The following is a 23,844-nucleotide window of genomic DNA, read 5'->3' as shown; positions in this document are numbered from 1 at the left end:
GTCTGCCGGCGGGGGTCGGGGGGACACCGGGGAAATCCCGGGCTTGGACCCCGGTTCTACGCTCACCGGCGTGTCTACCGAGATCGCGGCCGAGCGTCTCCTGTCGGCGGCCGACGGCGCCGACCCGGAACGGGCCGCCCGCCTGGCCTTCCGGGCGTTCGTCGCGCTGTCGCGCACCGCCGACAGCCACCAGATGCTGCCGTTCCTGGCCCGCGCGCGGAAGGCGCACGGCGCGATCCGCTCGCCACGGACAGAGTTGATCTACTGCACGCTCGCGGGGACCGCGGCGACCCGGGCCGGCCTCGCCGACGGACCGGAATACCTCGACAGCGCTTTGCGGATCTTCGACCAGAACGCCTTCGGCGACGACCCGGTGCTTGTCGAGTGCGCGCTGACGGCGGCGCTGACCCTGATGCGCCCGCACGAGGCGCGGCGCTTCGCCCCGCTGGTCGACGCCCTCGACCTGACGCCGGTGGACCGGGCCCGGCTGCTCGCGATGATCGGGGCCGGCGACGCGTGGGCCGGGCACCTGGTGCGGGGGCAGGCCGAGCTGCGGGAGGCGGTGCGCCTCGCCGCGCTCTGCGACAGCCTGGACGTGCAGGCCGAGGCGACGTCGTGGCTGGCCAAGTGCGACGCGCTCCGGGGTGACCTGGACGAGGCGGCGGACCATCTCGACCAGGCCCGGGGCCTCGCGGCGCGGGTCGGTTCGGCCTGGGTAGCCCGGCATCTGCCCGAGTGCACGGTCGCGTTGGCGTTCGCGCGCGGCGACCACGACGCGTGGGTGGGGCTGCTCGAACTGGTGGTGGCCACCGACGCCGGAGTGACCGCCGGCCTGCAACACGAACACCGCTGGGAGCTGGCCACCCACCATGCCCTCGCCGGCCGGCCCCGGCTGGCCGCCACCCTGCTCGCCGACGTCGCCGACCCGCCCGACTCCTGGCCGGGCGGCCCGGTGCTGCCGGCGTGGCGGGCCTGGATCCTCGATCCGGACTCGCCCGCGACCACGGCCGCGCTCACGGCCGCGCTGGGGAGGCTGACCCGCCCCATCGAGCAGCTCCTGGCGGCCCGCGTCGCCTGGCTGCTCGGCGCGCACCACGGGCGGTCCGGGCGGCGCGGCGAGGCCGCCCGGCTGCTGGAGCAGGCGTCCGCCGGCTACGCCCGCGCCGGCGCCGCCGGCCTGCTCGCCCTGGTCCTGAAGGACCTGCGGCTGCTCGGCGGCCAGCCGCCGGCCGGGACGCAGGGCGCGGGGCCGGTCGGCGTGGACCCGTCGGCGGCGGCCGCGTTCCCGGGCGCGGCGGGTCGGCCGGCGCTGACCGACGCCGAGGCCCGGGTCGCCGCCGCGATCGCCGACGGGCTCAGCAACCGGGAGGCGGCGCAGCGCCTGTTCGTCTCGGTCAAGACGATCGAGTTCCACCTGGGCAACATCTTCCGCAAGCTCGGGGTGCGCAACCGCACCGAGCTGGCCGCCCGCCGGGCGCGGACCGGCTGAGCCCGGGCCGGCGCGGCGGGGCCCGGCCGGCTCTGCCGGGCCCCGCCGTCAGGTCAGCGGTAGCCGGCGGCCACCACGTTGGCCTGCACCGCGTTCTCCGTCGCGTCGGACGGGTAGCCGGCGACCATCGCCCCCTCGTAGAAGGTGCCGGCGCTCAGGTTCGCGCCGCCGTCGGGCTTGCAGCAGTCCCCGCCGCTGCCCAGGATGATGGCCCCCTGCTTCTTCATCGGGCTGTATCCGGGCGGGAGCGCTCCGTCCCAGAGCGTGTAGAGGCCGCCCGACTGGGCGTTGCTGCCCTTGATCGCGAAGCGGGTCGTGCCGTTGTTCTTCAGCGTCGCCGTGACGAACTTGCTGGTGAACGCCCGCTGGTTGGGGTTCCAGGAGCTGCTCCCGCCGGGGAACAGCCCCCATTCGAGGTCCGCCTGCACCCACGGGCCGGTGCCGGAGCAGCCGCCGAACCAGCACTGGGTGCCGAAGTTGATGGCGTCCATGGCCCCGGCGGCGTCGGCCTTCCTCGTCGTCTCGCTGTTGCCGTAGTCGAAGCAGCAGCCGTTGTTGACGTGGGTGCCGCTGGTCACCATGTACATGCCCTCGGGCGCGGCGCCGGTGGGCACACCGGTCAGGTGGCCGTCGCGCCAGTAGCTGTTGCCGGGGTTGATGTAGAGCGAGTACGCCTTCGCGCCGCCCACCGTGAGCGACTCCGAGGTGGCGACCGCCGGCCTGCTCTGCGGCGAGCCGGGCACCACGCTCGACCCCTGGTACCACAGGTCGTTGCCGCGCCCGGACTGGTCGTAGACGACGGTGATCACGCAGGTCGTGCCGGCGCAGAACGAGTCCTGCGTCGCCGCGTTGGCGGTGCCGCCCGCGCCCGACAGGCCGATGTTGCGGGTCGTGTTGTCCGACGAGCGCCGGACCTGGTAGAGGTTGCCGTTGTACGCCGCGTAGAGCGCCCGCGTCGTGCTGTGCGCCGCCACGCACGGGGTGCCGCCGGAGGCGTAGATGTCGCAGGGCCGCCCGCCGGGCGGCGGCGGGGCCGTCGTCGGCGGGGTGGTCGTCGGCGGGGTCGTCGGCGACGTCCACTGCTGGTTGGCGCCGCCGTTGCACGCCCAGAGGATGAGCTTCGTGCCGTTGGCCGTGCCGGCGCCGTTGGCGTCCAGGCACAGCCCGGACTGCACCCCGGTGATCGTGCCGTTGGCGTTGACGTTCCACTGCTGGTTGGCCTGGCCGTTGCAGTCCCAGATCACGACCTGGGTGCCGTTGGCGGTGCCCTGCCCGGAGGCGTCCAGGCACTTGCTGCCGTACACCATGAACTGCCGCCCGGACGTCCAGGTCCAGGTCTGGTTGGCGCTGCCGCGGCAGTCCCACAGTTGGGTCTGGGTGCCGTTGGTGGTGCTGGAGTTGGGGACCTCGGCGCACCGGCCGGACTGGACGCCCACGACCGGGGTGCTCTGCCCCGGCTCGATGGCGGCCGCCGCCGACGCCGCCTCGGCGGCCGGGAACAGGGCGGCGGGCGCGGCGCCGCCGACGACGAGGAGGCCGAGCAGCGCGCCGGACAGGACGCCGAGGTGGCGCGGGCGACGCCGCCTCGGGACAGGTCCGCGGGCCGGTCCTGGCCCGCTGGGGGACGGGGTTCGCACGGGGTTGCTCCTTCCGTGGGTGGGGGTGGCGCGGGACGGGCTACCGGCCCCAGATCCGCCAGGTCTGGTTCAACGGGCTGCCCTGGCCGACCGGCTTGCAGGTCCACTGGAGAATCCGCGCCCCGGCGGCGGTGGAGACCCCGTTGACGTCGACGCACTTGCCGCTGTGCCGGGCGACGAGCTGGTAGTCGTGCGGGTCGTTGCCGCCGTAGGTCACCCTGCGGAGGGCGAACTGCTGGCTGGGGCTGTTCTGGCAGGTCCACTGCTGCACGGCCGCGCCGTCGGCGGTGGACGCCCCGCTGACGTCGAGGCACTTGCCGCTGCCCTGGTTGACCACGGTGTAGGTGTTGGCCACCCCGTCGACCGGGCGGAAGTTCCACAGCTGCTGGTCCCCGCCCTCGCAGGGGTACTGCTGCTGGGGGTTGCCGTCGGCGGCGCTGAGCCCGGTGTTGTCCAGGCACTGCTGGGAGTGCTGGGCCACCGCCACCGACTGGAAGCCGGTGTCCGAGGGCGGCAGCAGGGTGACGGTGTAGGTGTCGGTCTGGTTGCCGTACGGCAGGGTCACGGCGACGTTGTTGTTGGCCACGCCGACCACGCTGTTCGAGACCGTGACCGGTCCCTGCACCGCCCCGCCGTTGTTGTGGGGGATGCGCTGCGTGAGGACCCGCACCTGGTTGTTCTGCACGATGCCGCTGGTGGTGTCCAGCCGTTGCAGGTTGACGGTGAGGTTGCCGGTGGTGCGCCCGCCACCGACGAGGACCTTCGCCGCGCCGGTGGCCTTGGTGGCGTACGCGTCGTAGGACTGGCTGGCGGTCACCGCGACGGCCTGCCCGGTCTGCGAGGCGTAGTAGCGGTAGGCCCACCACTCGCCCTTGGGCTGGTGCTGGCCGGCGGAGTTGCGGACCAGCAGGTTGCCGAGGTCGTTGTGCAGGTTGCCGCCGCCGGCCCAGTTGGCCCGCAGGCCGTCCGCGCGGGCCCGTTCCAGGCGCGCGATGTACCAGGCGCCGTCGGCCGGGTTCTGCTCGTCGGTCGCGCCGTACTCGTTGATCTGGTAAGGCCGGGGGTGGGCGATGCCGCGCGGGTCGAGGGTGGCGTTGGCGGCGGCGACGTTGGCGACCGGGTCGCCCGGCAGCGCGTGCCAGCTGACGATGTCCGGCACCGTGTTGGTCGAGCGGACGAAGTCCAGGTACTGGTTCCAGAACGCGTGGTTGGTCGACGGCACGCAGGCGCAGCTCGGCCCGACGATGAGCTGGTTGGGGAACTCCGCGCGCAGGCGCTGGTAGGTGCGCCGCCACAGTTCGAGGTATTGCGAGATCGGGCGGTTCCAGAAGATCGTGATGTTGGGTTCGTTCCAGATGTCCCACTGCACGGTCAGCCCGGCCGCCCGGACGTCGCCGATGAGCCGGGTGAGGAAGTTGTCGTAGTCGGTCCAGTTGCCGTTGTCGCCGGGGAAGCGGGAGATGCCCGCGCCGTCGGCGCCCCACAGGTCGTGGGGCAGGATGATGAACTGGCCGCCGAGGGCGGCGGTCCGGCGGGCCTGGGCGAGGGTGGAGTTCCAGCGACGGTCGTAGTTGCCGCCGACCCAGCCGCTGCCGGGCAGCTGTGCGCCGCCGGCGCGCATGTACTGGAACTTGACGTCGCGGTAGAAGTGGTCGGCCGGGCCGCTGGCGTTCTCGGTCATGCCGTAGATCCAGCCGGACGCCCGGTAGGTGGGCGTGCCGGTGGTCGTGGCGAAGTTGACGGTGATCGACTCGTCGGCGGCCCGCGCGGGGGACCCGGCGACGGTCACGGCGGCGGTGGCGGCGAGCAGGGCGACCACGAGGCGGGCGACGAGCGCACGGGCTCCTCCTGGCCTGCTGCGGGACGGGGTCTTCACGGGCGGCTCCTTGGTGGGGCGTGGGGGACGCTCTCCGGAGGGCAGCACTTGCGAACCGATTCGCAGGGATCGTAGGGCCGGGCGTCGATAGATGTCAATGAAATGACAGTGCGGTGACGACGCCGTTTCCCTCCTGGTAGATCCCCCGACCCCCGCCACACCTTGACCGCCAACCATCGACGGACCTATCTTCGTCCGAACCGGTTCGTCGAATCGGTTCGCCGACCGCGAAGCGTTCAGAGGAAGGGCATTCGCCGCCCATGACCGTCGCCCCGCCCGGCCCGGAGTTCCCCATCCAGGACATCCCGTTCAGCTACCGCGGGTCCTGGCTCGACATCTCCCCGGTGATCGCCGAGAAGACGTACGCCGACGACCTGCACCTGGTCTCGCACCAGACCGGGCTGCACGCCGTGCTGCGCCTGACCCCCGCCGGGTCCGACGCCACGGTCGTCGCCACCCCCACGCTGCTCACCTGGCGCGACGGGGCCGGCCGGATCGAGGCCGTCTACGCCGGGCCGGACACCCTGCGGCTGCGGGGCCGGCGGCTCGGGCTGCGGATCGCCGCGGCGGCGGCCACCCTCACCCCGTTCAGCGGCACCTACCTCTACCTCGACCCGCTCGACGGCTCGCACGTGTTCACCTCGTACGAGACCGGTCGCCGCTACCGGGTCACCGTGCTCTCCGGCGCGCTGCGGCGGACCGGGGGCGTCGAGGCGCTCGGCACCGCCGACCGGTTCCTCGACCTCCCCGGCGACCAGCCGTGGGAGGTCGCGATCGAGGAGTACGCGACCGCCCGTGCGCCGCACGCCGCGACCGCCGCCTTCGACCGGCTGCACCACGACCGCAGCACCGAGTTCGCCGCCTTCGTCGACGCGGTCGCGCCGTGGCGCGGCCCGGACACCCCGGCCGCCGACCTCGCCGCGTACGTGCTGTGGTCGGCCACCGTAGCCCCCGCGGGCTTCGTCACCCGGCCCGCCGTGCTGATGTCCAAGCACTGGATGGACAAGGTGTGGAGCTGGGACCACTGCTTCAACGCGATCGCCCTGGCCGCCGGCGAGCCGGAGCTGGCCTGGCACCAGTTCCACCTGCCCTTCGACCACCAGGACCCGGCCGGCGCCCTGCCCGACTCCGTCACCCACTCCGAGGTCCTGCACAACTACGTCAAGCCGCCCATCCACGGCTGGGCCCTGCGACGCCTGCGCCGCCGCCTGCCCGCGCCGCCGGACCGGGCGGCGCTGGCCCAGACGTACGAGCGGCTGGCCCGCTGGACCGGGTTCTGGCTGGACGGGCGCCGGGCCCCCGGCCAGGACCTGCCCCACTACCAGCACGGCAACGACAGCGGCTGGGACAACGCCACCACCTTCGACGGCGGGCGGGTCGTGCAGACCGCCGACCTCGCCGCGTTCCTGGTCGCGCAGCTGCGCTGCCTGGCCGACCTCGCCACCGAGCTGGGCGAGCCCGCCGGCCGCTGGTCCGCCGAGGCCGACCGGATCCGCGCGGCCCTGCTCCGCGACCTGTGGGACGGCGCGCGCTTCGCCGCCCGCGACCCGCGTACGGGTCGGCGGCGGGTGAGCCGCAGCCTGCTCGATTTGATGCCCGTCACGCTCGGCGCGGACCTGCCCACCCCGGTCGCCGCCGCGCTGGCCCGGGGCGTCGAGGCCCACCTGACCACGCACGGGCTGGCCACCGAGCCGCCGGACTCGGCCGACTATCTGGCCGACGGCTACTGGCGCGGCCCCATCTGGGCCCCCTCCACCGTGCTGGTCGAGGACGGGCTGCGCCGGGCCGGGCACACCGACCTCGCCGACGAGGTCAGCCGGCGCTTCCTCGCCCTGTGCGAGAAGTCCGGCTTCGCGGAGAACTTCGACGCCGAGACCGGCGCGGGGCTGCGGGACCGTGCCTACACCTGGACCGCCAGCAGCTACCTGATCCTCGCCGCCGCGCAGCAGGGGCGACGGGCCGCCGGCGGGTAGCCGGGCCGGTCAGCGGGGCCGGGCCGGGCCGGTGCTGGACCGCAGCGAGACGGGCGGGTGGTAGAGGCGGTGGCGCGGCACGGCGCCGGGGGCGGCGATGATCTCCAACAGCAGCGCCACCGCCTCGGTGCCCATGTCGGCCATCGGCACGTCGGCGGCGGTCAGCGGCGGGGAGAAGTCCTCGGCCCAGTGCCGGGCGGCGACCCCGGTGACCGAGAAGTCCCCCGGCACGGCCAGCCCGGCGCCGGCCAGGGCGCGCTGCACCCCGGGCAGCGCGGCCTCGTTGATGGTGGCCATCGCGGTGAGCTGCGGGTACGTCGCGAGCAACTGCGCCACGCACGCCTCGCCGGAGGCGGCGTCGTCGCCGCAGCAGACGTCCACGCCGACCAGGCCCCGCTCCGCCACCGCCGCCCGGAAGCCGGCCAGCGCCCGGTGGCTGGGCCCGTAGCCGGAGGCGACCAGCTCGGCGGAGCGGTTCACCAGCGCCACGTGCCGGTGCCCCAGGTCGGCCAGGTGGTGCACACACCGGGCGATCAGCCCGGCGTAGTCGACGTCGATCCAGCTCATCCCGTGCGGCTCGGCCGTCCGGCCGATCGTGACGAACGGCAGGCCCACCTTGGCCAGCCGGGTCACCCGGTCGTCGGACAACCGGATCTCCATCAGGACCACCCCGTCGACCCGCCGCCCGGCGACGATCCGCTCGAACGAGCGGTCGTGGTCGCCACCGGACGGGGACAGCAGCACGTCCAGGTCGTGCCGGGCCGCCGCCTCGACGACGCTGGCGACGAAGCCGAGCTGCATGTCGGTCAGCCGCTGGCTGGCCGGGGGGATCACCAGCCCGAGGGTGCGGGTGCGCCCCTCCTTCAACGCGCGGGCGCTGGCGTTGGGGCGGTAGTCCAGCTCGTCGATGACCGCCTGGATCCGCTGCCGGGTCGGCTCCGACACGGTCCGCTTCCCGCTCAGCACGTACGACACGGTGCTGCGGGACACCCCCGCCCGCCGGGCGATCTCCCCGATGTTCATCACACCGCCCTCGACTCGACGCCCGCCCCGGCGCTCGGGGGACGGGCCACGCTCCGCGCCGAAGCATAGCCCTCCCCGTTACCCGCCCGGCCCGGGACAGTGGCCGGACCGTCACGCGGGGTTGCCTCCGCCAGGTGGCCGGCGGGCCGGGGAACCGCTACCGGGCGCGCTGGGCGGCCAGCGGGAAGGCGACCCCGGTCAGCTCCTCGGAGACCGTCCACAGGCGACGGGCGGCGTCGCCGTCGCGGGCGGCCTTCGACCGGCCGACGAGCTTCGGCGTGCCGCGAGCCTCGAGGAAGCCGCCCGGACCGGCGTAGCTGCCGCCCGGCACGTCGGCCACCGCCGCGTAGAGCGTGGGCAGCGCGCCGTCCTCGTCGCTCTGCGCCAGCCGGTTGGTCACCGCCGTCTGGAGCCGGTGCAGCAGGGAACGGTCGTGGTCGAGGTGGCCGAGCAGGTTGGTGGCCGCGAGGCCGGGGTGGGCCGCGGTCGCGCGCACCGGCGAGCCGGACTCGGTGAGCCGGCGGTGCAGCTCCGCGGTGAACAGCAGGTTCGCGAGCTTCGACTGTGCATAGGCGGGGAACGCCCGGTAGGGCCGGCGCTCCCAGTTGAGGTCGGCGAAGTCGATCCTCCCCGCCCGGTGCCCGCTGGAGGAGACGGTGACCACCCGCCCGCGGATCCGGGGCAGCAGCAGATTGGTGAGCGCGAAGTGCCCGAGGTGGTTGGTGCCGAACTGGAGCTCGAACCCGTCGGCGGTGCGGCCCAGCGGCGGGATCATCACGCCGGCATTGTTGATCAGCACGTCGATCGGTTCGGCGTAGCCCTCGGCGAACGCGCGGACCGAGGCGAGGTCGGCGAGGTCGAGCCGGCGTACGGCGACGTCGCCGGTCATGGTCGCGGCGGCGGCTTCGCCCTTGGCGGGGTCCCGGACGGCGAGCACGACGCGGGCGCCCCGCGCCGCGAGCGCGCGGGCGGCAGTGCGGCCGATGCCGCTGTTCGCGCCGGTGACGACGACGGTACGGTCGGTCATGGCGGGGAGCTGGGCGAGCGTAAATGTTGTCATGGGAAACAATGTATCCGGTGACAACAATGTCGGCAATGACGACATCGTTGGCTACCATGACCCGGTGCCCGCGTACCACCATGGAAACCTCCGCCCGACGTTGCTCGCCGCCGCCGAGCGCAGCCTGCGCCAGCACGGCGCGGAGCAGCTCTCGCTCCGCGAGCTGGCGCGGGAGGTCGGGGTCAGCCACGCCGCGCCGCGCCGGCACTTCCCCGACCGTCAGGCGCTGCTCGACGCGCTCGCCGAAGCCGGGTTCGCCCGGCTGCACGCGCAGCTCCGCGCGGCGCTCGCCGCCGCCGGGGGCGACTTCGGGCCGCGCCTGCACGCCATGGCGGCGGCCTACCTCCGGTTCGCCACCGAGGACGCCGCGCTGCTAGAGCTGATGTTCACCAGGAAGCACCGCGCGGGGGCCGATCATCTCGTCGAGGCCGCCGCCGCGCCGTTCGGGCTGATGCACGACCTGATCGTGCAGGGGCAGGCGCAGGGGGTGCTGGAGCCCGGCGACCCGGAGCGCGTGGGCATCGTGCTGTTCGCGACGTTGCAGGGCATCGCCATGCTGGTCAACGGCAACCTGGTGGCGTCGGAGCTGCTCGACGGGATCACGCAGACCGCCGTCGACCAGTTCATCCGGGGATCGCGACGCCACTAGCCGGGCCGGCGGCCGGCGCGCGCCGCGCCGCCTGCGACGTCGTCGCCGCCCGGGAGGCCGGCACGGGCGCGGCGCGCAGGGCCGGCGACGGGCCGGCCCTGCGCGCCCCCGGGCTCAGCTGCGCAGGCTCCACTGCTGGTTGGCGCCGCCGTTGCACGCCCAGAGGATGAGCTTCGTGCCGTTGGCCGTGCCGGCGCCGTTGGCGTCCAGGCACAGCCCGGACTGCACCCCGGTGATCGTGCCGTTGGCGTTGACGTTCCACTGCTGGTTGGCCTGGCCGTTGCAGTCCCAGATCACGACCTGGGTGCCGTTGGCGGTGCCCTGCCCGGAGGCGTCCAGGCACTTGCTGCCGTACACCATGAGCTGCCGGCCGGCGGTCTGCGTCCACCGCTGGTTGGCCGCGCCAAGGCAGTCCCAGAGCTGGGCCTGGGTGCCGTTGGTGGTGCTGGAGCCGCCGATCTCGGCGCACCGGCCGGACTGGACGCCGACGATCTGCGCGCCCTGCGGCGACGGGTTGCTGCCGCCCTGCACGCCGGCGTTGGCCATCACCGTCTGGGCGCCCGAGGGCCAGTTGTTGTTGCTGACGACCGTGTTGTTGTTGACGACGTTGCCCCGGTCGCCGTTGGTCACGTTGGTGCTGTTGTTGGTCGACCAGTTGTTGGTGACGGTGAAGTTGCCCATGTTCTCGGCGTACCAGTAGTTGGCGGTGGCCCAGGTGCCCGTGTTGGAGAACACGTTGGTGCGGGCGGTGTAGTAACGGGACCCCTCGTCGAAGTAGAGCCCGAACCAGCCGTTGGTGCGCAGGCAGTAGTTCTCGTTGATGGTCGCGCCCGGGTTCGCCGACAGCGTGTAGATGCACCCGCCGTCGGTCATCTGCTGCATGACGTCGTGCACGTAGTTGCCGATGACCTGGTTGTTGGACGCGGTGGTCGCCGTCGTGTAGCGGGGCTGGTAGTTGTACAGGCCGCGGTTGGCATAGTGGTTGCTGCCGCCGGCGTCGTTGGCGCCCCAGCCGTAGCCGACCGACAGGCCGGTGTACGGCATGTTGTAGACCTCGTTGTGGGAGACCAGGGCGGTGCTGACGTAGGTGGTCAGGATCGAGACGACCCCCCGGTACTCCAGGCCCAGGTCGTGCACCCGGTTGTTGCTGACGGTGATGTTGCGGTTGACCATCCGCTGGTCACTGGGGTGGTGGGCGTCGGCGCGCACGCCGCCGACGACGATGCCGCCGGCCGAGTTGCGGGCGATCTCGGAGCGGGTGACGGTGATGTTGCTGGCGCCGAGGCCGACCCCGCTGGCGTGGGCGTTGGCGTCGTTGCCGATGCCGATGGCGGTCTGCCCCAGGTTGACGAACTGCGAGTCGCTGAAGGTGATGGTGTTCGCGGCGGAGACCTGCACGGCGGCGGGCATCTGGGCCCAGTTCGGCCGGGTGGCCTCGAACTGGGGGCAGCCGGCCTGGCAGGAGGTCAGGGCGTCGGCCGGGCGGGCCCAGGTGCCGACGATGTGCGCGCCGGTCTGCTGGTCGGCGAAGCCGTTGCTGCTGCTGGGGCCGAGCCAGCTGGTGCCGGTGAAGGTGATCCCGCTGAACGAGATGTGGTGCGCGGGAGCGTCGTAGGTGCCGCCGACGTTCACCAGGGACTGCAACTGCGGCAGCTCGACGCTGACGCTGCTCATGTTCTGCCCGGCCAGCGGGATGTAGTTGAGCTGCCCGCTGCCCGGGTTGAGGTACCACTCCCCCGGCGTGTCGAGGAACTCGTACGCGTTGGTCAGGTAGAACGGGCCCGCGCGGTGTGGGCTGGAGAGGGTGTCGAAGCCGAACGTGTTGTTGTTCCAGGCCGGCTGCTGCATGGTCAGGAAGTTGCCGCTGATGCTCTGCACCGGGGAGTACCGGTCGGTGAACGAGCCCACGCTCTCCACCTCGACCCGGTTCTGGTTGCCCAGGTTGTTCAGGTAGTTGAGCGCGCTGTTGCTGAACCGCAGGCCGGAGGTGGTGAAGGTGAAGTCGGCCCGGTTCACGGCGGTGCGCGCGCGGGTGGCGACGGCGCCGTTGACGTAGAGCTGCCGGCTGTCGAGCCCGGCGGGGACGCTGGCCCGCCAGATGTTCTTGCCCGAGTCGACGAGCGACCAGCCGGTGACCGCCCGGGCCCCGCTGACGACGGGTCGGGCGGACGCCGCGGCCCGCCACGTCACGGTGTAGCCGTTCGTGCCGGAGTCGGCGGCGGTCATCCGCAGCGGCGCAGCGAGCCGGTAGACGCCGTCGGCCAGCTCGACGACGATGTCGCCAGACATCGCCGCGGTGCGGGAGCGGACGGCGTTCTGCGCCTCGGTCAGCGCGCACGGCTGGCTGGCCGAGCACGCGGTGCCGCTGCCGGCGGGGGACGCGTAGAGGGTGGTGGTGGCCGCGAGGGCGGGTGTCGCCGGGGCGAACACGGCGGCCGCGGCGGCGGCCGTCGCCGCGGCGACGGCGGCCAGCACCGGCCGACGCCTGCTGGGTGATGACGGGACGGGCACGGGCGGGGCTCCTATCGTGGTGGGGTGGCGGCCGGGGTCAGGGCCGGACGGCGGGCGCGACGCCGTCGAGGGTGTGCGCGGGCCCGCCGGGCCGGGTGGTGGCGTGCGGTCGGGCCGTGGTGTAGGCGTGGTCGGCCACCGCCAGCAGGCGTCGCCCGGCCCGTTCCGGCCGCACGTTGGGCCCGTCGGCGGCCGGGGGCTGCGGGCGGCGGTGGGGCGCGCGGAGCTGGTCCTCGGCGACCGTGACGCCCAGGCCCGGCGAGTCACCGAGGACGAACGCGCCGTCGGAGACGTGCAGGTCGAGGCTGAGCCCGACCGGGGCGTGCAGGTCCTGCAACTCGCTGACCAGGTGGTTGGGCACCGACGTGGCGGCGTGCAGGAGGCCGATGGGGCTGTTGCCGATCGGGCTGACCGGCAGGTCGAAGGCGTGCGCCAGGGCGGACACCCGCAGGAAGTGGGTGACGCCCCACACCGCGGCGGCCTGCACGACGTCGACCGCCGCCGCGGCGAGCAGCGGACGGTACTGTTCGAGGCCGGTGAGGTTCTCGCCGGTCGCGACCGAGGCGCGGATGCCCTGCCCGACGGCGGCGAGGCCCTCGGCGTCCCACCGGCGCACGGGCTCCTCGATCCAGACCAGGTCCAGGTCGCGTTCGAGCTCGCAGACGTGCCGGACGGCCTGCTTGCGGGTCCACGCCTCGTTGACGTCGAGCATCAGGCCGGGCCGCCGCCCTTGCGCCGCGTCGGCCAGCACGTCGCGCACCAGGCGCAGGCGGTCGCGGTCCCGCTCGATGTCGAGGCCGCCCTTGAGCTTGGCGGCCCGCAGGCCGTGCCGGGCGTACTCCTGGTACGCCGCGACCAGCTCGTCGTCGCCGAGCCCGATGTCCAGGCCGGACGCGTAGGCGGGGACCCGCCGGTCGCGGCCGCCCAGCAGCCGCCAGAGCGGTTGCCCGGCCGCCCGCGCCTTGATGTCCCACAGTGCGGTGTCGAGCGCGCCGATGGTGCCGAACACCGAGCCCGCGTGGCCCGCCTTGAACGTCTGCCGCAGCATCCGGTCGTACAGGCTGGTCACGGCGCGGGGGTCCTCGCCGTGCAGCGCCGCGAAGATGTTCTCGATGTCCCCGTGCGGCCCCAGGCCGACGCCGTTGATGCCCTCGTCGGTCTCGACCACGACGATCGGCACGGCGGTGACGCCGTCGGCGAAGACGCCGTTGGCGTCCCCGACGGGGCGTCCCCATTCCTGGCTGGTGGTCAGGGTCCGGTAACCGGTGATCCGCATGTCAGCCCTTCGTGGAGCCGGCGGCGACGCCATCGGCGATCTGACGCTGGAGGAAGAGGTAGATCACCAGGACGGGGATCGCGGCGATCAGCACCCCGGAGGCGAAGGTGGGAATGTCGGCGGAGTACTGCCCGCGCAGCGAGGTCACCCCGACCATGAGGGTGCGGTGCTCGGTCGAGGGCATCAGCAGCAGCGCGATCAGCACGTCGTTCCAGCAGAACAGGGCGTCGAGGATGCCGACCGACAGCAGTGCCGGGGCGCCCAGCGGCAGCATGATCCGCCGGTAGACGCCGTACACGCTGTTGCCGTCGATGCGGGCCGCGTCGACGATCTCCGTCGGGATGGTCCGGTAGTAGCTGGTCATCAGGAAGATCGTGAAGGGGAGGAACTGCGCGACGTAGGCGAGGACGAGGCCGGGGTAGGTGTCGACGAGCCCGGCGTCGGCCATGATCCGGTTCAGCGGCACCATGATCACCTGGAACGGCACGAAGAGCGCCGCGAGGCAGCCCAGGAACAGCGCCGACGAGCCCCGGAAGCGCAGCTGGCTCAGGGCGAAGCCGGCCATGGAGCCGAACAGCAGCAGCAGGACCACCGCGGCGGTCACCGTGCCGACCGAGTTCGCCAGGTACCGGGCCATGCCGACGCTGTTCCACGCGGTGGCGACGTTCTCCCAGCGCAGGGCGTCGGCCAGCGAGAAGCGGTCGAGGATGTACTCGCGGCGGGTCTTCATCGCCACGTTGGCGGTGAACACCAGCGGGTAGATCGTGGCCAACGCCAGGAGGCTCATCGGGACGGCGAGCAGCCACCTGCCCGGCCGGACGCGGGACGTCACGCCTCCCTCACCCCCCGCCGGAGCAGGCTGATCTGCAGCAGCCCCACCACGAGCATGACGACGAACAGCACCGTCGAGGCGGCCGACGCGAGCGCCGGGCGGTTCATCTGTCCCTGCTGGATCCAGATGTAGTACTCCGGCAGATAGGTCGAGCCCTCGGGGCCGCCGCTGGTCATCACGTAGAGCAGGCCGAACATGGAGGTCAGCATCCCGATCATCGTGGTCACGAAGACGAACTGGATGGTGCGGGAGAGGCTGGGGACGATCACGTGCCGGATGGTCTGGGGCAGCGACGCGCCGTCGACCCGGGCCGCGTCCAGCAGCGAGGCGTCCAGGGTGGCGAACCCGGCGAGGAAGACCACCAGCGCCATGCCGAAGGTCGCCCAGACGTGGACGCCGACCACCACGAACATCGCCACGTCGGGGTCGCCCAGCCAGTCCGTCGGCCCGATGCCCACGCCGCCGAGCACGGTGTTGAGCGGGCCGTCGAAGGCGAGCAGGAGGTTGAAGATCGCGCCGACGATGACCGGGGAGAGCACCGCCGGGAAGAAGTAGACGCTGCGGTAGAAGCGGTGCCCGGGCACGCGCAGGTAGATGAACGTCGCGAGCAGGCCGGGGATCGCCACCGCCACCGGCAGCAGCAGCACGAGCAGCCCGACGTTGCGCAGCGCGCCCCGGAACAGCGGGTCGGCCAGCAGCTCCCGGTAGTTGTCGAGGCCGACCATCGTCCCGTCGCGGTCGCCGTCCCCGGTGAACGAGAAGTTGACCCCGAGCAGCAGCGGCCACAGCCGCAGCAGCACGATGACCAGCACGGCGGGGGCGAGCAGGACGTAGGGGGCGAGGCGTTCGCTCCGCCGGGCGCCACGGCCACGCCGGGCCGCGGCGCCCGGCGACGCCGGCCGCTGGTGTCGCGCCCGGTCGGTCCGCCCGGCCACCACCGGACGGACCGACGTCAACGGTTCTCCACTCGGCACGGGTCAACCGGCCTGGTCCGAGGCCGCCAACTGCCGCACGGCCTCGTCGACGGTGATCGAGCCGCTCAGCAGCTTCTGGGAGACCCGGCCCATCAGGTCCAGGGTGCGCGAGGAGAGCGCCACGTGCAGGGCGGGCTTGCCGCTGGCGAGGTCGGCGACGATCGTGCTGACGGCCGGGCCGCCCTGCGACACGTCGATCGTCGTGTCGGCGGCGATCGCGCCGGCCTGCGTGTGGAAGGCCGTCAGGGCGTCGGTCGAGGTCAACGACCGCACCAGGTCGGCGGCCAGCTTCGGGTCCCTGGTCCACCTGGCGACCCCGTACCCGATGCCGCCGTCGAACGGCAGGCTGGGGGTCGCCCCGGGGACGACCACCGGCGCGCGCATCACGCCGACCTTGTCGGCGGTGAGGAACTCGCCGAAGTCCTTCCAGTGCCCGATGTCGGACATCAGGCCGATGACGTGGGACGCCTTGGCGGACTGGAAGAGCGCGAACGCGTCGTTGAACATCGCCGTCGAGTTCGGCCCGTCGCTGTTGAGCTTCGCGTCCTGGGTCTCCTTCCAGAGCGCGAAGATCCGCTTGACGTGCGGCGAGGTCCAGTCCCGCTTGCCGGCGATCCAGGCGTCGTACTCCTGCGGGGTGAGCACGCCCGAGCCGAAGGCCGAGAGGAAGAACTGGATCCCGATGCCCTCCTTGTTGCCGAGGGCGAAGCACTTCGTGCCGGTCCGCTTCGTGATGGCGGCGCAGTTGGCCACGAACTCGGGCCACGTGGCCGCCGGCTTCGCCGGGTCGAGGCCGGCCTTCTCGTAGAGCGACCGGTTGTAGTAGATCGGGTGGCCCTGGAGGGTCACCGGGCCGGCGTAGGTCTTCCCGTCCTTGGTGAACGCGTCCCAGCCGGCCAGCCGCTGCCGGTCCTCGGCCACGTACTCGTCCAGCGGCAGGAGCGCGTCCACCCGGTCGCGGATCTGCCCGCCGCCGTTGAACAGGATCACGTCGGGGCCCTTGCCCGACTGGATCGCCGTGCCGAGCAGGGTGTAGTACTGGTCGTGGGGCTGGGCGACGAACTCGACGGTCACGCCGGGGTGCTTCCTGGCGAAGTCCGCCTTCGCCTTCTCGACGTACTGCGCGGCGGTGGGCTCACCGGACTTCCAGTCCCAGACCACCAGTTTGGCGTCGGATCCGCCGGGCGAGGAACGCGTCCCCGAGGCGCTCCCGCAGCCACCCAGCACCAGTGCCGCGACGAGGATCGCTGGCCACACTGCTCGCTGCTTCATCGCTGCTCACCTTCGACTATGCGGGTGCCGGAGAGCCGGCCGTCGATGCAAGAATTGACGAGAAGGTAACTCGTATGACGTATGACGTCAACACTGAGGCGTAGAATTTCCCGACGGCGCCACGACCGCCGCCCGCGGGGGCACTGGAGGGGACATGACGGCAGCACAGGAGACCACCCCGAGCATCTCGGGCTCCCCGGCGTGGGCGCGGCGGCCCGCGAACCTCGCCACGGCGGTCACCGCGGAACTGGTGGAGCGCATCGTCCGGGGGGTGCACCCCCCGGGGACCCCCCTGCCCCCCGAGCCGGCGCTGTGCGGGGCGTTCTCCGTGAGCCGCACCGTCGTGCGGGAAGCGGTGAAGATCCTCCAGGAGAAGGGGCTCGTGCAGGTCCGCCAGGGCAGCGGCACCATCGTCACCCCGCCGTCGACGTGGGACATGCTCGACGAGCTCGTGCTCGCGGCGACCATCGCCGAGGACGACAGCCTGGCGATCCTCGACGACCTGGTCGTCACCCGCCGGGTGCTGGAGTCCGACATGGCCAACGTCGCCGCCCGCCTGGCCGACGAGGAGACCGTCGACCGGCTGCGCGCCCTGGTCGACCGGATGGACGAGCTGGTCGACGACCACGTCACCTACCACGAGCACGACCGCGCGTTCCACGACGTGATCATGCAGGCGTCGGGGAACCGCATCGCCCGGGGCGTGGTGCGGGCCCTGGAGAGCCAGGTGGTGAACACCGCCCGGTACATGGGCCGCACCGAGCGCGCGCTCTGCGTGGCGTCCAACCGGGGGCACCGGCGCATCTACGAGCGCATCGCGGCCCACGACCCCGACGGCGCGGCCGAGGCCATGATCACCCACATCACCGAGGCGTGGCTCGTCCGCCGCAGCGGGCCGGACACCGCCCGGCTCGTGCGCTGACGGACGCGCCGCCTGCGGAAGGGACTCCCCTGGGGCAACCCCTTCCGCACAGGCGCGGGCAGCGGTCAGCTCCGCGTCCACTTCTGGCTGTTGCCGCCGGTGCAGGTCGCGATGACCACCTGCGTGCCGTTGGCGGTGCCGCCGCCGGTCGGGGACAGGCACAGCCCGGACTGCACCCCGGTGATCGTGCCGTCGGAGTTGAGGTTCCACTGCTGGTTGGTGCCGCCGGTGCAGTCCCAGATGATCACCCTGGTCCCCGACGAGGTCGCCGCGCCCTCGGCGTCGAGGCACTTCGTGCCGTACACCTGGAGCTGCTTGCCGGCGGTCTGCGTCCACTGCTGGTTGGCCCCGCCGTTGCAGTCCCACAGGGTGAGCTGGGTGCCGTTGGTCTGCGACTGCGACGGGACGTCCAGGCACCGGCCGGCGTTGGTGTTGCGCAGCGCGACCTGCGTGCCGCCGCCCACGCCCGGCACGACGCTGAGGTTGTCGAACTGGGCGGTCTGGCCCTGGCTGGTGCCGAAGCCGACGAGACCCGCGCCGAAGGACGAGTCGGTGGCCGTGCCCACGGTGACCCCGTCGACGGTGGCGGTGATGGTGCTGCCGGAGAAGCCCAGGGCGAGGCTGTGCCAGCGGTTGGTGCCGAGCGCGGCGACGGTGCCGCTGCGCAGGGTGGTGAGCTGGTTGCTGGTGTTGTTGCGCAGGATCGACCACGCGCCGGCGTCGGTGACCCGCAGGAAGTACGCGTTCTGGGCGCTGACCGGGTCGAGGTTCTGACTGCCGACCCGGCCCTCCAGCTGGACGTAGCCGGCCTTCTCCAGCAGCACGTCGGCCGAGACCGTGTAGTTGTTCCAGTTCAGGTTGCCGCCGTAGGTGCTGGGGTCGGCCAGGGTCTTCCAGGTGATCGGGGCCATCGGCGACGACTGGCGCAGGCACATGCCGGCCCGGCCGCCGCCGCAGGCAGCGGTCTCGAACGCGCCCTGGTTGTCCTGGAGGTACCGGGCCAGCTTGCCGGCGGGGTAGCTGTCGAAGTTGTCGCTGTAGGGCAGGCTGAGCTGCCCCTGCGGCGGGCTGGTCGCGGTGCCCTTGCCCCCGCCCGTCGTGGTGGTGATCGTGTAGACGCGGCCGGGCTGCACGGTCAGCGAGTAGCGGCCGCCCGAGGGAGTGATGTCGGCGCCGCGGACGAAGTGGTCGGCGGTGTTGTTGGAGTTCAGGTTGGTCGACCACACCCGCACGGAGCCGGTGGAGAGCCCGCCGGTGACGGTGAGGTCCAGGGTCTGCGCGGCGGTCGCGTCCATGGTCTCGACGACCGTGGTGTAGTCGGTGTTGTTCGGCGACTTCAGCGACACGTAGCTGCCGTTGTTGCGCGCGCCGCCGATGTAGCCGCTGGACGAGTCCAGATACTTCCAGCCCGGCGCGGTGAACTGGGTGGTGTGGGCGAGCGTCCAGGCGTTCTTGCCGACGGCGTACCAGCCCGACCAGGGCTGGTTGGCCAGCATCAACCCGACGGTGGCCCAGGGGATGTTCGTGGTGGTCGCGCCGATCAGGTTCCAGTTGATGTACGCGGTCATCCGCCCGTCGAGGTAGCCCCGGTTGATGCCGCGCGCCAGCGGCTTGGCGCCGTCGTTGTAGTCCTGCGAGCCGCCCTCGCTGTTCCACAGGGTCTCGCCGGTGGCGGTGGCGTTGGCCGACACGGTGCAGGTGGTCTGCGCGGCCAGGTAGCCGCACGGGTAGTGGCCGCCGATGACATCGATCGCGTTGCGCAGCGCCGCGTTGTTGACGGCCACGTTGGCCGGGTTCCAGCTGCCCGGGTAGTCGTCGCCGAAGATGAGCTTCACGCCGGCGTAGCCGTTGTTGTTGAGCGCGGTACGCAGGTTGATGGTCCAGTTGGCGTCGTACAACCGCTCGTTCTGGGCGGCGGTGAGGTAGTCGATGGTCAGGTTGTGCTGCTTGGCGCAGCCCAGCCAGGCCAGGTGGTAGTCGATCGAGTCCTGGGACATGAAGGTGCCGTTGCCGATCCAGCCCGGCGCGCCCCAGGCCAGCCCGACGAGCTTGATGCTCGGGTTGCGGAGCTTGGCCTGCTCCATGATCCACCACTCGTAGCCGCGGTTGCAGTCGAGGTCGCCGCGGAAGTGGGAGTGGCTCGGCTCGGACCCGCTGGTGGAGTTGGTGTCGCCGCCGATCTCCACCTTGAGGATCTGCAACGAGGCGCCGTAGTCGGGCTTGAAGAGGTAGTCGAGGATCTGGCCGCGCTGGGGCTCGGGATAGTCGATCAGCAGCCGGCTGTTGCCGCCGCCGCCGCTGACCGCGCCGAGGCCGTCGAAGGTCTTGCCGCCCGACGCCCCGTTGATCGTGATCGAGGTGGCGGCCCGGGCAGGCGCGGCGAGCCCGCCCACCGCGCCACCGACGGCCAGCAGAGTGCCGACGAGCAGAAGCGCGAGGGCCGATGGGCGGCGAAGGAGCCGCCTGGTTCCTGACATGGGTCGGGCCTCCCCGGGGAACACGGCTCGACCTCGCCGGCCTGGTCACCCCGCTGGGACCGACACCCGTGTGGTGGTGGTGCGGTGCGGCATGAGGGAGGATCGGGTCGCGCCTATTCATAGATAAACGTCGACTAGTTAGTCGTCATACGTTATATCTCTCGCGGGGGTGCGGGTCAACCCTGCCCGGCCGGGACGGCGACGGCCCCGGCGGGCGGGACCCGGCGGCGGGGCCGGCCGGCGGGCCGGGTCAGGCGTCCGTCGCCTGGGCGGCGAGCACCCGCCGCAGCCACGCCTCGGAGGTGTTGACGTGCATCAGCGCGCTGGCCTGGGCCAGCAACTGGTCACCCGCGCGCAGCGCGAGGTAGATCGCGTGGTGCTCGTCGATCGTCTGGTGCGCCGAGTTGCCCTCGATCAACCCGCGCCACACCCGCGCCCGCACGGTACGGCTGGACAGCCCGTCCAGCAGCGAGGTGAGCGTCTCGTTGCCGGTCGCGGCGACGACGGTGTGGTGGAACGCGGTGTCGAACCGGATCAGCTTCTCCGCGTCGTCGGCCGCCGCCCGCATCTCCTCCAGGATCCGGCTGAGCCCGTCGAGGTCGGCGTCGGTCATCCGCAGCGCCGCCAGGCCGGTCGCCACCGGCTCCAGCATCCGGCGCACCTCCATCACCTCCAGCAGGGTGTCGTCGCGCAGCAGCTCCACCGCGACGCCCAGGCCCTCCAGCAGCAGCCGGGGGGCGAGGCTGGTGACGTACGTCCCGTCGCCCCGCCGCACGTCGAGCACCCGGGCCGATTCGAGCACCTTCACGGCCTCCCGCACCCCGCTGCGGGACAGCCCCATCTGCGCGGCCAGTTGCGGCTCCGGTGGCAGCCGCGCGCCCGGCGGCAGCTCGCCGCTCTGGATCATGCTGCGGATCTTCGCGATCGCGTCGTCGGTCAGTGCCACCCCGGCCCCCTCAACGCCCGCCGCCACACGCCGACGGCACGGGACCCGGCACCCGCGCCCCGCGGATGCCGGCAGCACCCCACTATAGGAGACGTCACATGTTTGCCTCCCGGCGCGGACACGGCCGACGCCGCGCCGGGAGCACGGCGCGCCCCGGGGCGACGGACCAGGTGCGTCCGCCGCCCCGGAGCCGGGGTACGCCTGCCGCCGTCCGTCGGTCAGGAGGCCGTGCAGGTGGGGGTCTGGGTGGGCGCGGTGCCGTTGCCCTGGAACCCGAACTCGGTCACCTGACCGGCGGCGAGCTGACCGTTGTAGTCCACGTTGGCAAACCGCACCGTCCCCGAACTACCACTGGCCGTCGCCGACCACGTACCCGTGACACTCGTGCCACCCGGCAACACCACACTCACGTTCCAACCCCGGGTACCACCGGAACCAGCGGTCACCTTCACCGTGGCCACGAAACCACCCGTCCACGAATTCGCCGACACCGTCGCCGAACACCCGGCCCCACCCGGCGGCGGAGTCGTCGGGTTCGGCGGAGTCGTGGTGGGGTTCGGCGGCGGAGTCGTGGGGTTCGGGGTGCCCTGGAACTGGGCGAAGAAGCGCCAGATCTCGACCTTGGTCCAGGTGGTGACACCGCTCTCGGCGTACGTGCCGTCGACGGGGCCCGGCATGTGGCCGTTGTCGAACGCGGCCCACTGCACCGGGTACCCGGCCCGGCAGCCCGAATACGCGGTGGTGATGTGCGTCCTGCTGCCCGGGGCCGGCTCGCGCGGGCTCTGGGCGGTGCAGCCGTTGTTGCGCACGAACGTGTCGCGCAGCGCACGGCCCTGGGAGATGTTCAGGACGCTGTCGCTGATGCCGTGCAGCCCGAAGTACGCGATGGGCTGGGTGCCGCCGCTGCATCCGCTGATCTGCGCGCCGCTGATGACCGCGACCGCCCGGAACACCGTGGCGCGGGCGCAGGCGAGGGCGTAGCTCATGCCACCGCCCCAGCTGAAGCCGAGGGCGAAACGCTGGGTGGTGTCGACGCAGAGATCGCCCTCGATGCGGCGGAGCATGTCGTCGACGAAGGTGACGTCCTCGCCGCCGGCGTTGCCCCACCCGTTGCCGAGGCCCTGGGGAGCGACCAGGATGGCGGTGTTGTTCGACTGCTCCAGTTGGCCGTAGTAGGACCAGGCGGCCCCGCTGGTGCCGCCGTTGTCGATCTCGGTGGCGGTGCCGCCCCGCCAGTGGAACGCGAAGATCAACCGGTACTGGTTGTTGTTGTTGTAGTTGTTGGGCATCCGCAGGATGAAGCTCCGGCTCTTGCCGTTGCTCTGGATCGTGTGGGTGCCGCTGCGCAGCGTCGGGGCCTTGCCGCAGCCTGCGGTCGCCGCGGCGGCGCCCACGTCGGCAACCGTCTCGACGGCGCCGAGGCCACCGTTCAGCGTGACGCCACCCGCCGTCGCGACGAGGAGGGCCGCCAGCGCGATGGGGCCGGAGAAGAACCTGTTTCTGGACATGTCGCTCTCTTCCAATGTGCGCGTAGCGTCAGCTGGCGGTGCAGGTGGGGGTCTGGGTGGGCGCGGTGCCGTTGCCCTGGAACCCGAACTCGGTCACCTGACCGGCGGCGAGCTGACCGTTGTAGTCCACGTTGGCAAACCGCACCGTCCCCGAACTACCACTGGCCGTCGCCGACCACGTACCCGTGACACTCGTGCCACCCGGCAACACCACACTCACGTTCCAACCCCGGGTACCACCGGAACCAGCGGTCACCTTCACCGTGGCCACGAAACCACCCGTCCACGAATTCGCCGACACCGTCGCCGAACACCCAGCCCCACCCGGCGGCGGAGTCGTCGGAGGCGGCGTGGTCGGGGGCGGGGTGGTCGGAGGCGGCGTGGTCGGAGGCGGCGTGGTCGGGGGCGGGGTCGTCGGGGGCGGCGTGGTGGGGTTGGCCACGTCGAAGCCGAGGAAGCGGATGGCCTGCGCGGTGTCGAACGGGATGGAGTGGCCGTACCCCTGGAAGCTGATCGCCTCGACCGGCGGCGTGCCGCCGGTGCCGCCGTAGCGGGTGCGGGTGGCGCTGGTCTGCGGGTAGTCGGTGGAAACGGGGGTCTGGGACACCCCGAGCACGTTGGTCCACTGCTTGATCTGCTCGCCGAAGTTGACGTAGCTCAGCGTGGTGTCCGTGGTGCCGTGCCAGATCTGCATGCGGGGACGCCTGCCGGTGTAGCCGGGGTAGGCGTTGCGCACCAGGTCGCCCCACTGCTGCGGGGTCTTGACGATCCGTCCGCCGGAGCACTCGCTGTTCCACTCCGAGCCGTTCGTGGTGGCGAAGCAGCCGAAGGGCACGCCGGAGGAGCTCACCCCGGCGTGGAACACGTCCGGGTAGAGGCCGGCCATCACGTTGGTCATCATGGCGCCGGACGAGAACCCGAGGACGCCGATGCGGTTCGCGTCGACCGGGTAGCGGGCCCGGACGTAGTCGATCATGGACTTGAGGCCCACCGGGTCGCTGCCGCCGTCACGCCGCAGGGCCTGCGGGGAGGAGACGTCCCAGCACTTGCTGCTGCGGGTCACCGACGGGTAGATCACGATGTAGCCGTAGCGGTCGGCGAGGGAGCTGAGCTGGTAGCCGGTGTGCAGCGCCGGGCCGCTGCCGGTGCAGTAGTGCAGGGCCAGCAGCAGCGGGGGCCGGGCCGCCACCCGGTCCGGCACGTACAGGTGCATCTGAAGGTTGGTCGGGTTGGTGCCGAAGTTGGTCACCTGGGTGAGCGTCGCGGCCGACGCCGGGGTGGCGGCGCTGATCACGGCCGTCGTCGTCGCCAGGGCCGTCGCCAGCGCGACCGCCAGCAGGGCGATCCTTCGTTTCATCGGCGCTTCCTTCGTGGTGGGTGGGGTGCGGCGGCGGGCGGTGCCCGGCCCCGTCGGGCCGC

At 72.4% G+C, this 23,844-nt stretch carries 17 protein-coding genes; 4 read left to right on the top strand and 13 right to left on the bottom strand.

Going from position 1 to position 23,844, the window contains the following annotated elements:
• Positions 1–70 precede the first annotated feature (70 nt).
• Positions 71–1,489 carry a helix-turn-helix transcriptional regulator gene (locus O7628_RS25050; RefSeq protein ID WP_278134210.1) on the top strand — a complete coding sequence of 473 codons (1,419 nt, stop codon included), beginning with the start codon at positions 71–73 and terminating at the stop codon, positions 1,487–1,489.
• Positions 1,490–1,542: 53 nt separating this feature from the next.
• On the opposite strand, the gene O7628_RS25045 is transcribed toward O7628_RS25050, so the two are convergent.
• Both O7628_RS25045 and O7628_RS25040 read right to left on the bottom strand, forming a co-directional pair.
• A complete protein-coding gene (locus O7628_RS25045) occupies positions 1,543–3,126 on the bottom strand; it encodes an arabinofuranosidase catalytic domain-containing protein (protein WP_278134208.1) in 1,584 nt (527 codons plus the stop codon).
• 40 nt (positions 3,127–3,166) lie between these two features.
• Positions 3,167–5,002, bottom strand: coding sequence for an RICIN domain-containing protein (locus O7628_RS25040; protein ID WP_278134206.1), 1,836 nt, complete (start codon positions 5,000–5,002; stop codon positions 3,167–3,169).
• 260 nt (positions 5,003–5,262) lie between these two features.
• Here O7628_RS25040 and O7628_RS25035 point away from each other — a divergent pair, with 260 nt between their 5' ends.
• The gene (locus O7628_RS25035; protein ID WP_278134204.1) at positions 5,263–6,975 is read left to right on the top strand and encodes a trehalase family glycosidase; all 1,713 of its coding nucleotides are present in this window, start codon (positions 5,263–5,265) and stop codon (positions 6,973–6,975) included.
• A gap of 9 nt (positions 6,976–6,984) precedes the next feature.
• On the opposite strand, the gene O7628_RS25030 is transcribed toward O7628_RS25035, so the two are convergent.
• Both O7628_RS25030 and O7628_RS25025 read right to left on the bottom strand, forming a co-directional pair.
• Complete coding sequence (locus O7628_RS25030) at positions 6,985–7,998, bottom strand: LacI family DNA-binding transcriptional regulator (RefSeq protein ID WP_278134202.1); 1,014 nt, start codon at positions 7,996–7,998, stop codon at positions 6,985–6,987.
• A gap of 157 nt (positions 7,999–8,155) precedes the next feature.
• Positions 8,156–9,058: an oxidoreductase gene (locus O7628_RS25025; protein WP_278134199.1), complete on the bottom strand. Its 903-nt coding sequence runs from the start codon at positions 9,056–9,058 to the stop codon at positions 8,156–8,158.
• A 64-nt stretch (positions 9,059–9,122) separates the two neighbouring features.
• Between O7628_RS25025 and O7628_RS25020 the strand changes: the two genes are divergently transcribed.
• Entirely contained in the window at positions 9,123–9,707 is a 585-nt protein-coding gene (locus O7628_RS25020) for a TetR/AcrR family transcriptional regulator (RefSeq protein WP_278134197.1), read from the top strand.
• A gap of 114 nt (positions 9,708–9,821) precedes the next feature.
• Here the strand turns inward: O7628_RS25020 and O7628_RS25015 are convergent, their stop codons facing one another.
• From O7628_RS25015 to O7628_RS24995, 5 genes are read right to left on the bottom strand one after another with little or no spacing between them, the layout of a single operon-like run.
• Entirely contained in the window at positions 9,822–12,218 is a 2,397-nt protein-coding gene (locus O7628_RS25015) for a ricin-type beta-trefoil lectin domain protein (protein WP_278134195.1), read from the bottom strand.
• 37 nt (positions 12,219–12,255) lie between these two features.
• Positions 12,256–13,494 (bottom strand): mandelate racemase/muconate lactonizing enzyme family protein, encoded by a 1,239-nt coding sequence (locus O7628_RS25010; protein ID WP_278134194.1) that lies wholly within the window; start codon positions 13,492–13,494, stop codon positions 12,256–12,258.
• 1 nt (position 13,495) lies between these two features.
• A complete protein-coding gene (locus O7628_RS25005) occupies positions 13,496–14,326 on the bottom strand; it encodes a carbohydrate ABC transporter permease (RefSeq protein ID WP_246384575.1) in 831 nt (276 codons plus the stop codon).
• Positions 14,323–15,282 carry a sugar ABC transporter permease gene (locus O7628_RS25000; RefSeq protein WP_278134192.1) on the bottom strand — a complete coding sequence of 320 codons (960 nt, stop codon included), beginning with the start codon at positions 15,280–15,282 and terminating at the stop codon, positions 14,323–14,325. The genes O7628_RS25005 and O7628_RS25000 overlap by 4 nt, the downstream gene beginning before the upstream one ends.
• Before the next feature lie 21 nt (positions 15,283–15,303).
• Positions 15,304–16,572, bottom strand: coding sequence for an extracellular solute-binding protein (locus O7628_RS24995; RefSeq protein ID WP_278134190.1), 1,269 nt, complete (start codon positions 16,570–16,572; stop codon positions 15,304–15,306).
• Positions 16,573–16,726: 154 nt separating this feature from the next.
• On the opposite strand from O7628_RS24995, the gene O7628_RS24990 reads away from it, so the two are divergent.
• A complete protein-coding gene (locus O7628_RS24990; protein WP_278134188.1) occupies positions 16,727–17,494 on the top strand; it encodes an FCD domain-containing protein in 768 nt (255 codons plus the stop codon).
• Positions 17,495–17,559: 65 nt separating this feature from the next.
• On the opposite strand, the gene O7628_RS24985 is transcribed toward O7628_RS24990, so the two are convergent.
• From O7628_RS24985 to O7628_RS24970, 4 genes are all read right to left on the bottom strand, one after another.
• On the bottom strand, positions 17,560–19,971 hold the full coding sequence (locus O7628_RS24985; protein ID WP_278134186.1) for a ricin-type beta-trefoil lectin domain protein: 2,412 nt from the start codon (positions 19,969–19,971) through the stop codon (positions 17,560–17,562).
• Positions 19,972–20,221: 250 nt separating this feature from the next.
• Positions 20,222–20,917 carry a FadR/GntR family transcriptional regulator gene (locus O7628_RS24980; protein WP_278134184.1) on the bottom strand — a complete coding sequence of 232 codons (696 nt, stop codon included), beginning with the start codon at positions 20,915–20,917 and terminating at the stop codon, positions 20,222–20,224.
• A 218-nt stretch (positions 20,918–21,135) separates the two neighbouring features.
• Positions 21,136–22,425 (bottom strand): cellulose binding domain-containing protein, encoded by a 1,290-nt coding sequence (locus O7628_RS24975; RefSeq protein WP_278134183.1) that lies wholly within the window; start codon positions 22,423–22,425, stop codon positions 21,136–21,138.
• Positions 22,426–22,453: 28 nt separating this feature from the next.
• Complete coding sequence (locus O7628_RS24970; protein WP_278134181.1) at positions 22,454–23,782, bottom strand: PHB depolymerase family esterase; 1,329 nt, start codon at positions 23,780–23,782, stop codon at positions 22,454–22,456.
• Between the last annotated feature and the right edge of the window lie 62 nt (positions 23,783–23,844).

The organism is Micromonospora sp. WMMD956, assembly GCF_029626125.1.
GTDB lineage: Bacteria > Actinomycetota > Actinomycetes > Mycobacteriales > Micromonosporaceae > Micromonospora > Micromonospora carbonacea.
The sequence above is the reverse complement of the archived record's forward strand: the minus strand, read 5'-3'. Positions and strand labels throughout refer to the sequence as shown.

Coding starts and splice junctions, on each gene's coding strand:
- O7628_RS25035 (WP_278134204.1), top strand. CDS start 5,263: ATGACCGTCGCCCCGCCCGGCCCGGAGTTCCCCATCCAGGACATCCCG.
- O7628_RS25030 (WP_278134202.1), bottom strand. CDS start 7,998: ATGAACATCGGGGAGATCGCCCGGCGGGCGGGGGTGTCCCGCAGCACC.
- O7628_RS25025 (WP_278134199.1), bottom strand. CDS start 9,058: ATGACAACATTTACGCTCGCCCAGCTCCCCGCCATGACCGACCGTACC.
- O7628_RS25010 (WP_278134194.1), bottom strand. CDS start 13,494: ATGCGGATCACCGGTTACCGGACCCTGACCACCAGCCAGGAATGGGGA.
- O7628_RS24995 (WP_278134190.1), bottom strand. CDS start 16,572: ATGAAGCAGCGAGCAGTGTGGCCAGCGATCCTCGTCGCGGCACTGGTG.
- O7628_RS24990 (WP_278134188.1), top strand. CDS start 16,727: ATGACGGCAGCACAGGAGACCACCCCGAGCATCTCGGGCTCCCCGGCG.
- O7628_RS24985 (WP_278134186.1), bottom strand. CDS start 19,971: ATGTCAGGAACCAGGCGGCTCCTTCGCCGCCCATCGGCCCTCGCGCTT.
- O7628_RS24975 (WP_278134183.1), bottom strand. CDS start 22,425: ATGTCCAGAAACAGGTTCTTCTCCGGCCCCATCGCGCTGGCGGCCCTC.
- O7628_RS24970 (WP_278134181.1), bottom strand. CDS start 23,782: ATGAAACGAAGGATCGCCCTGCTGGCGGTCGCGCTGGCGACGGCCCTG.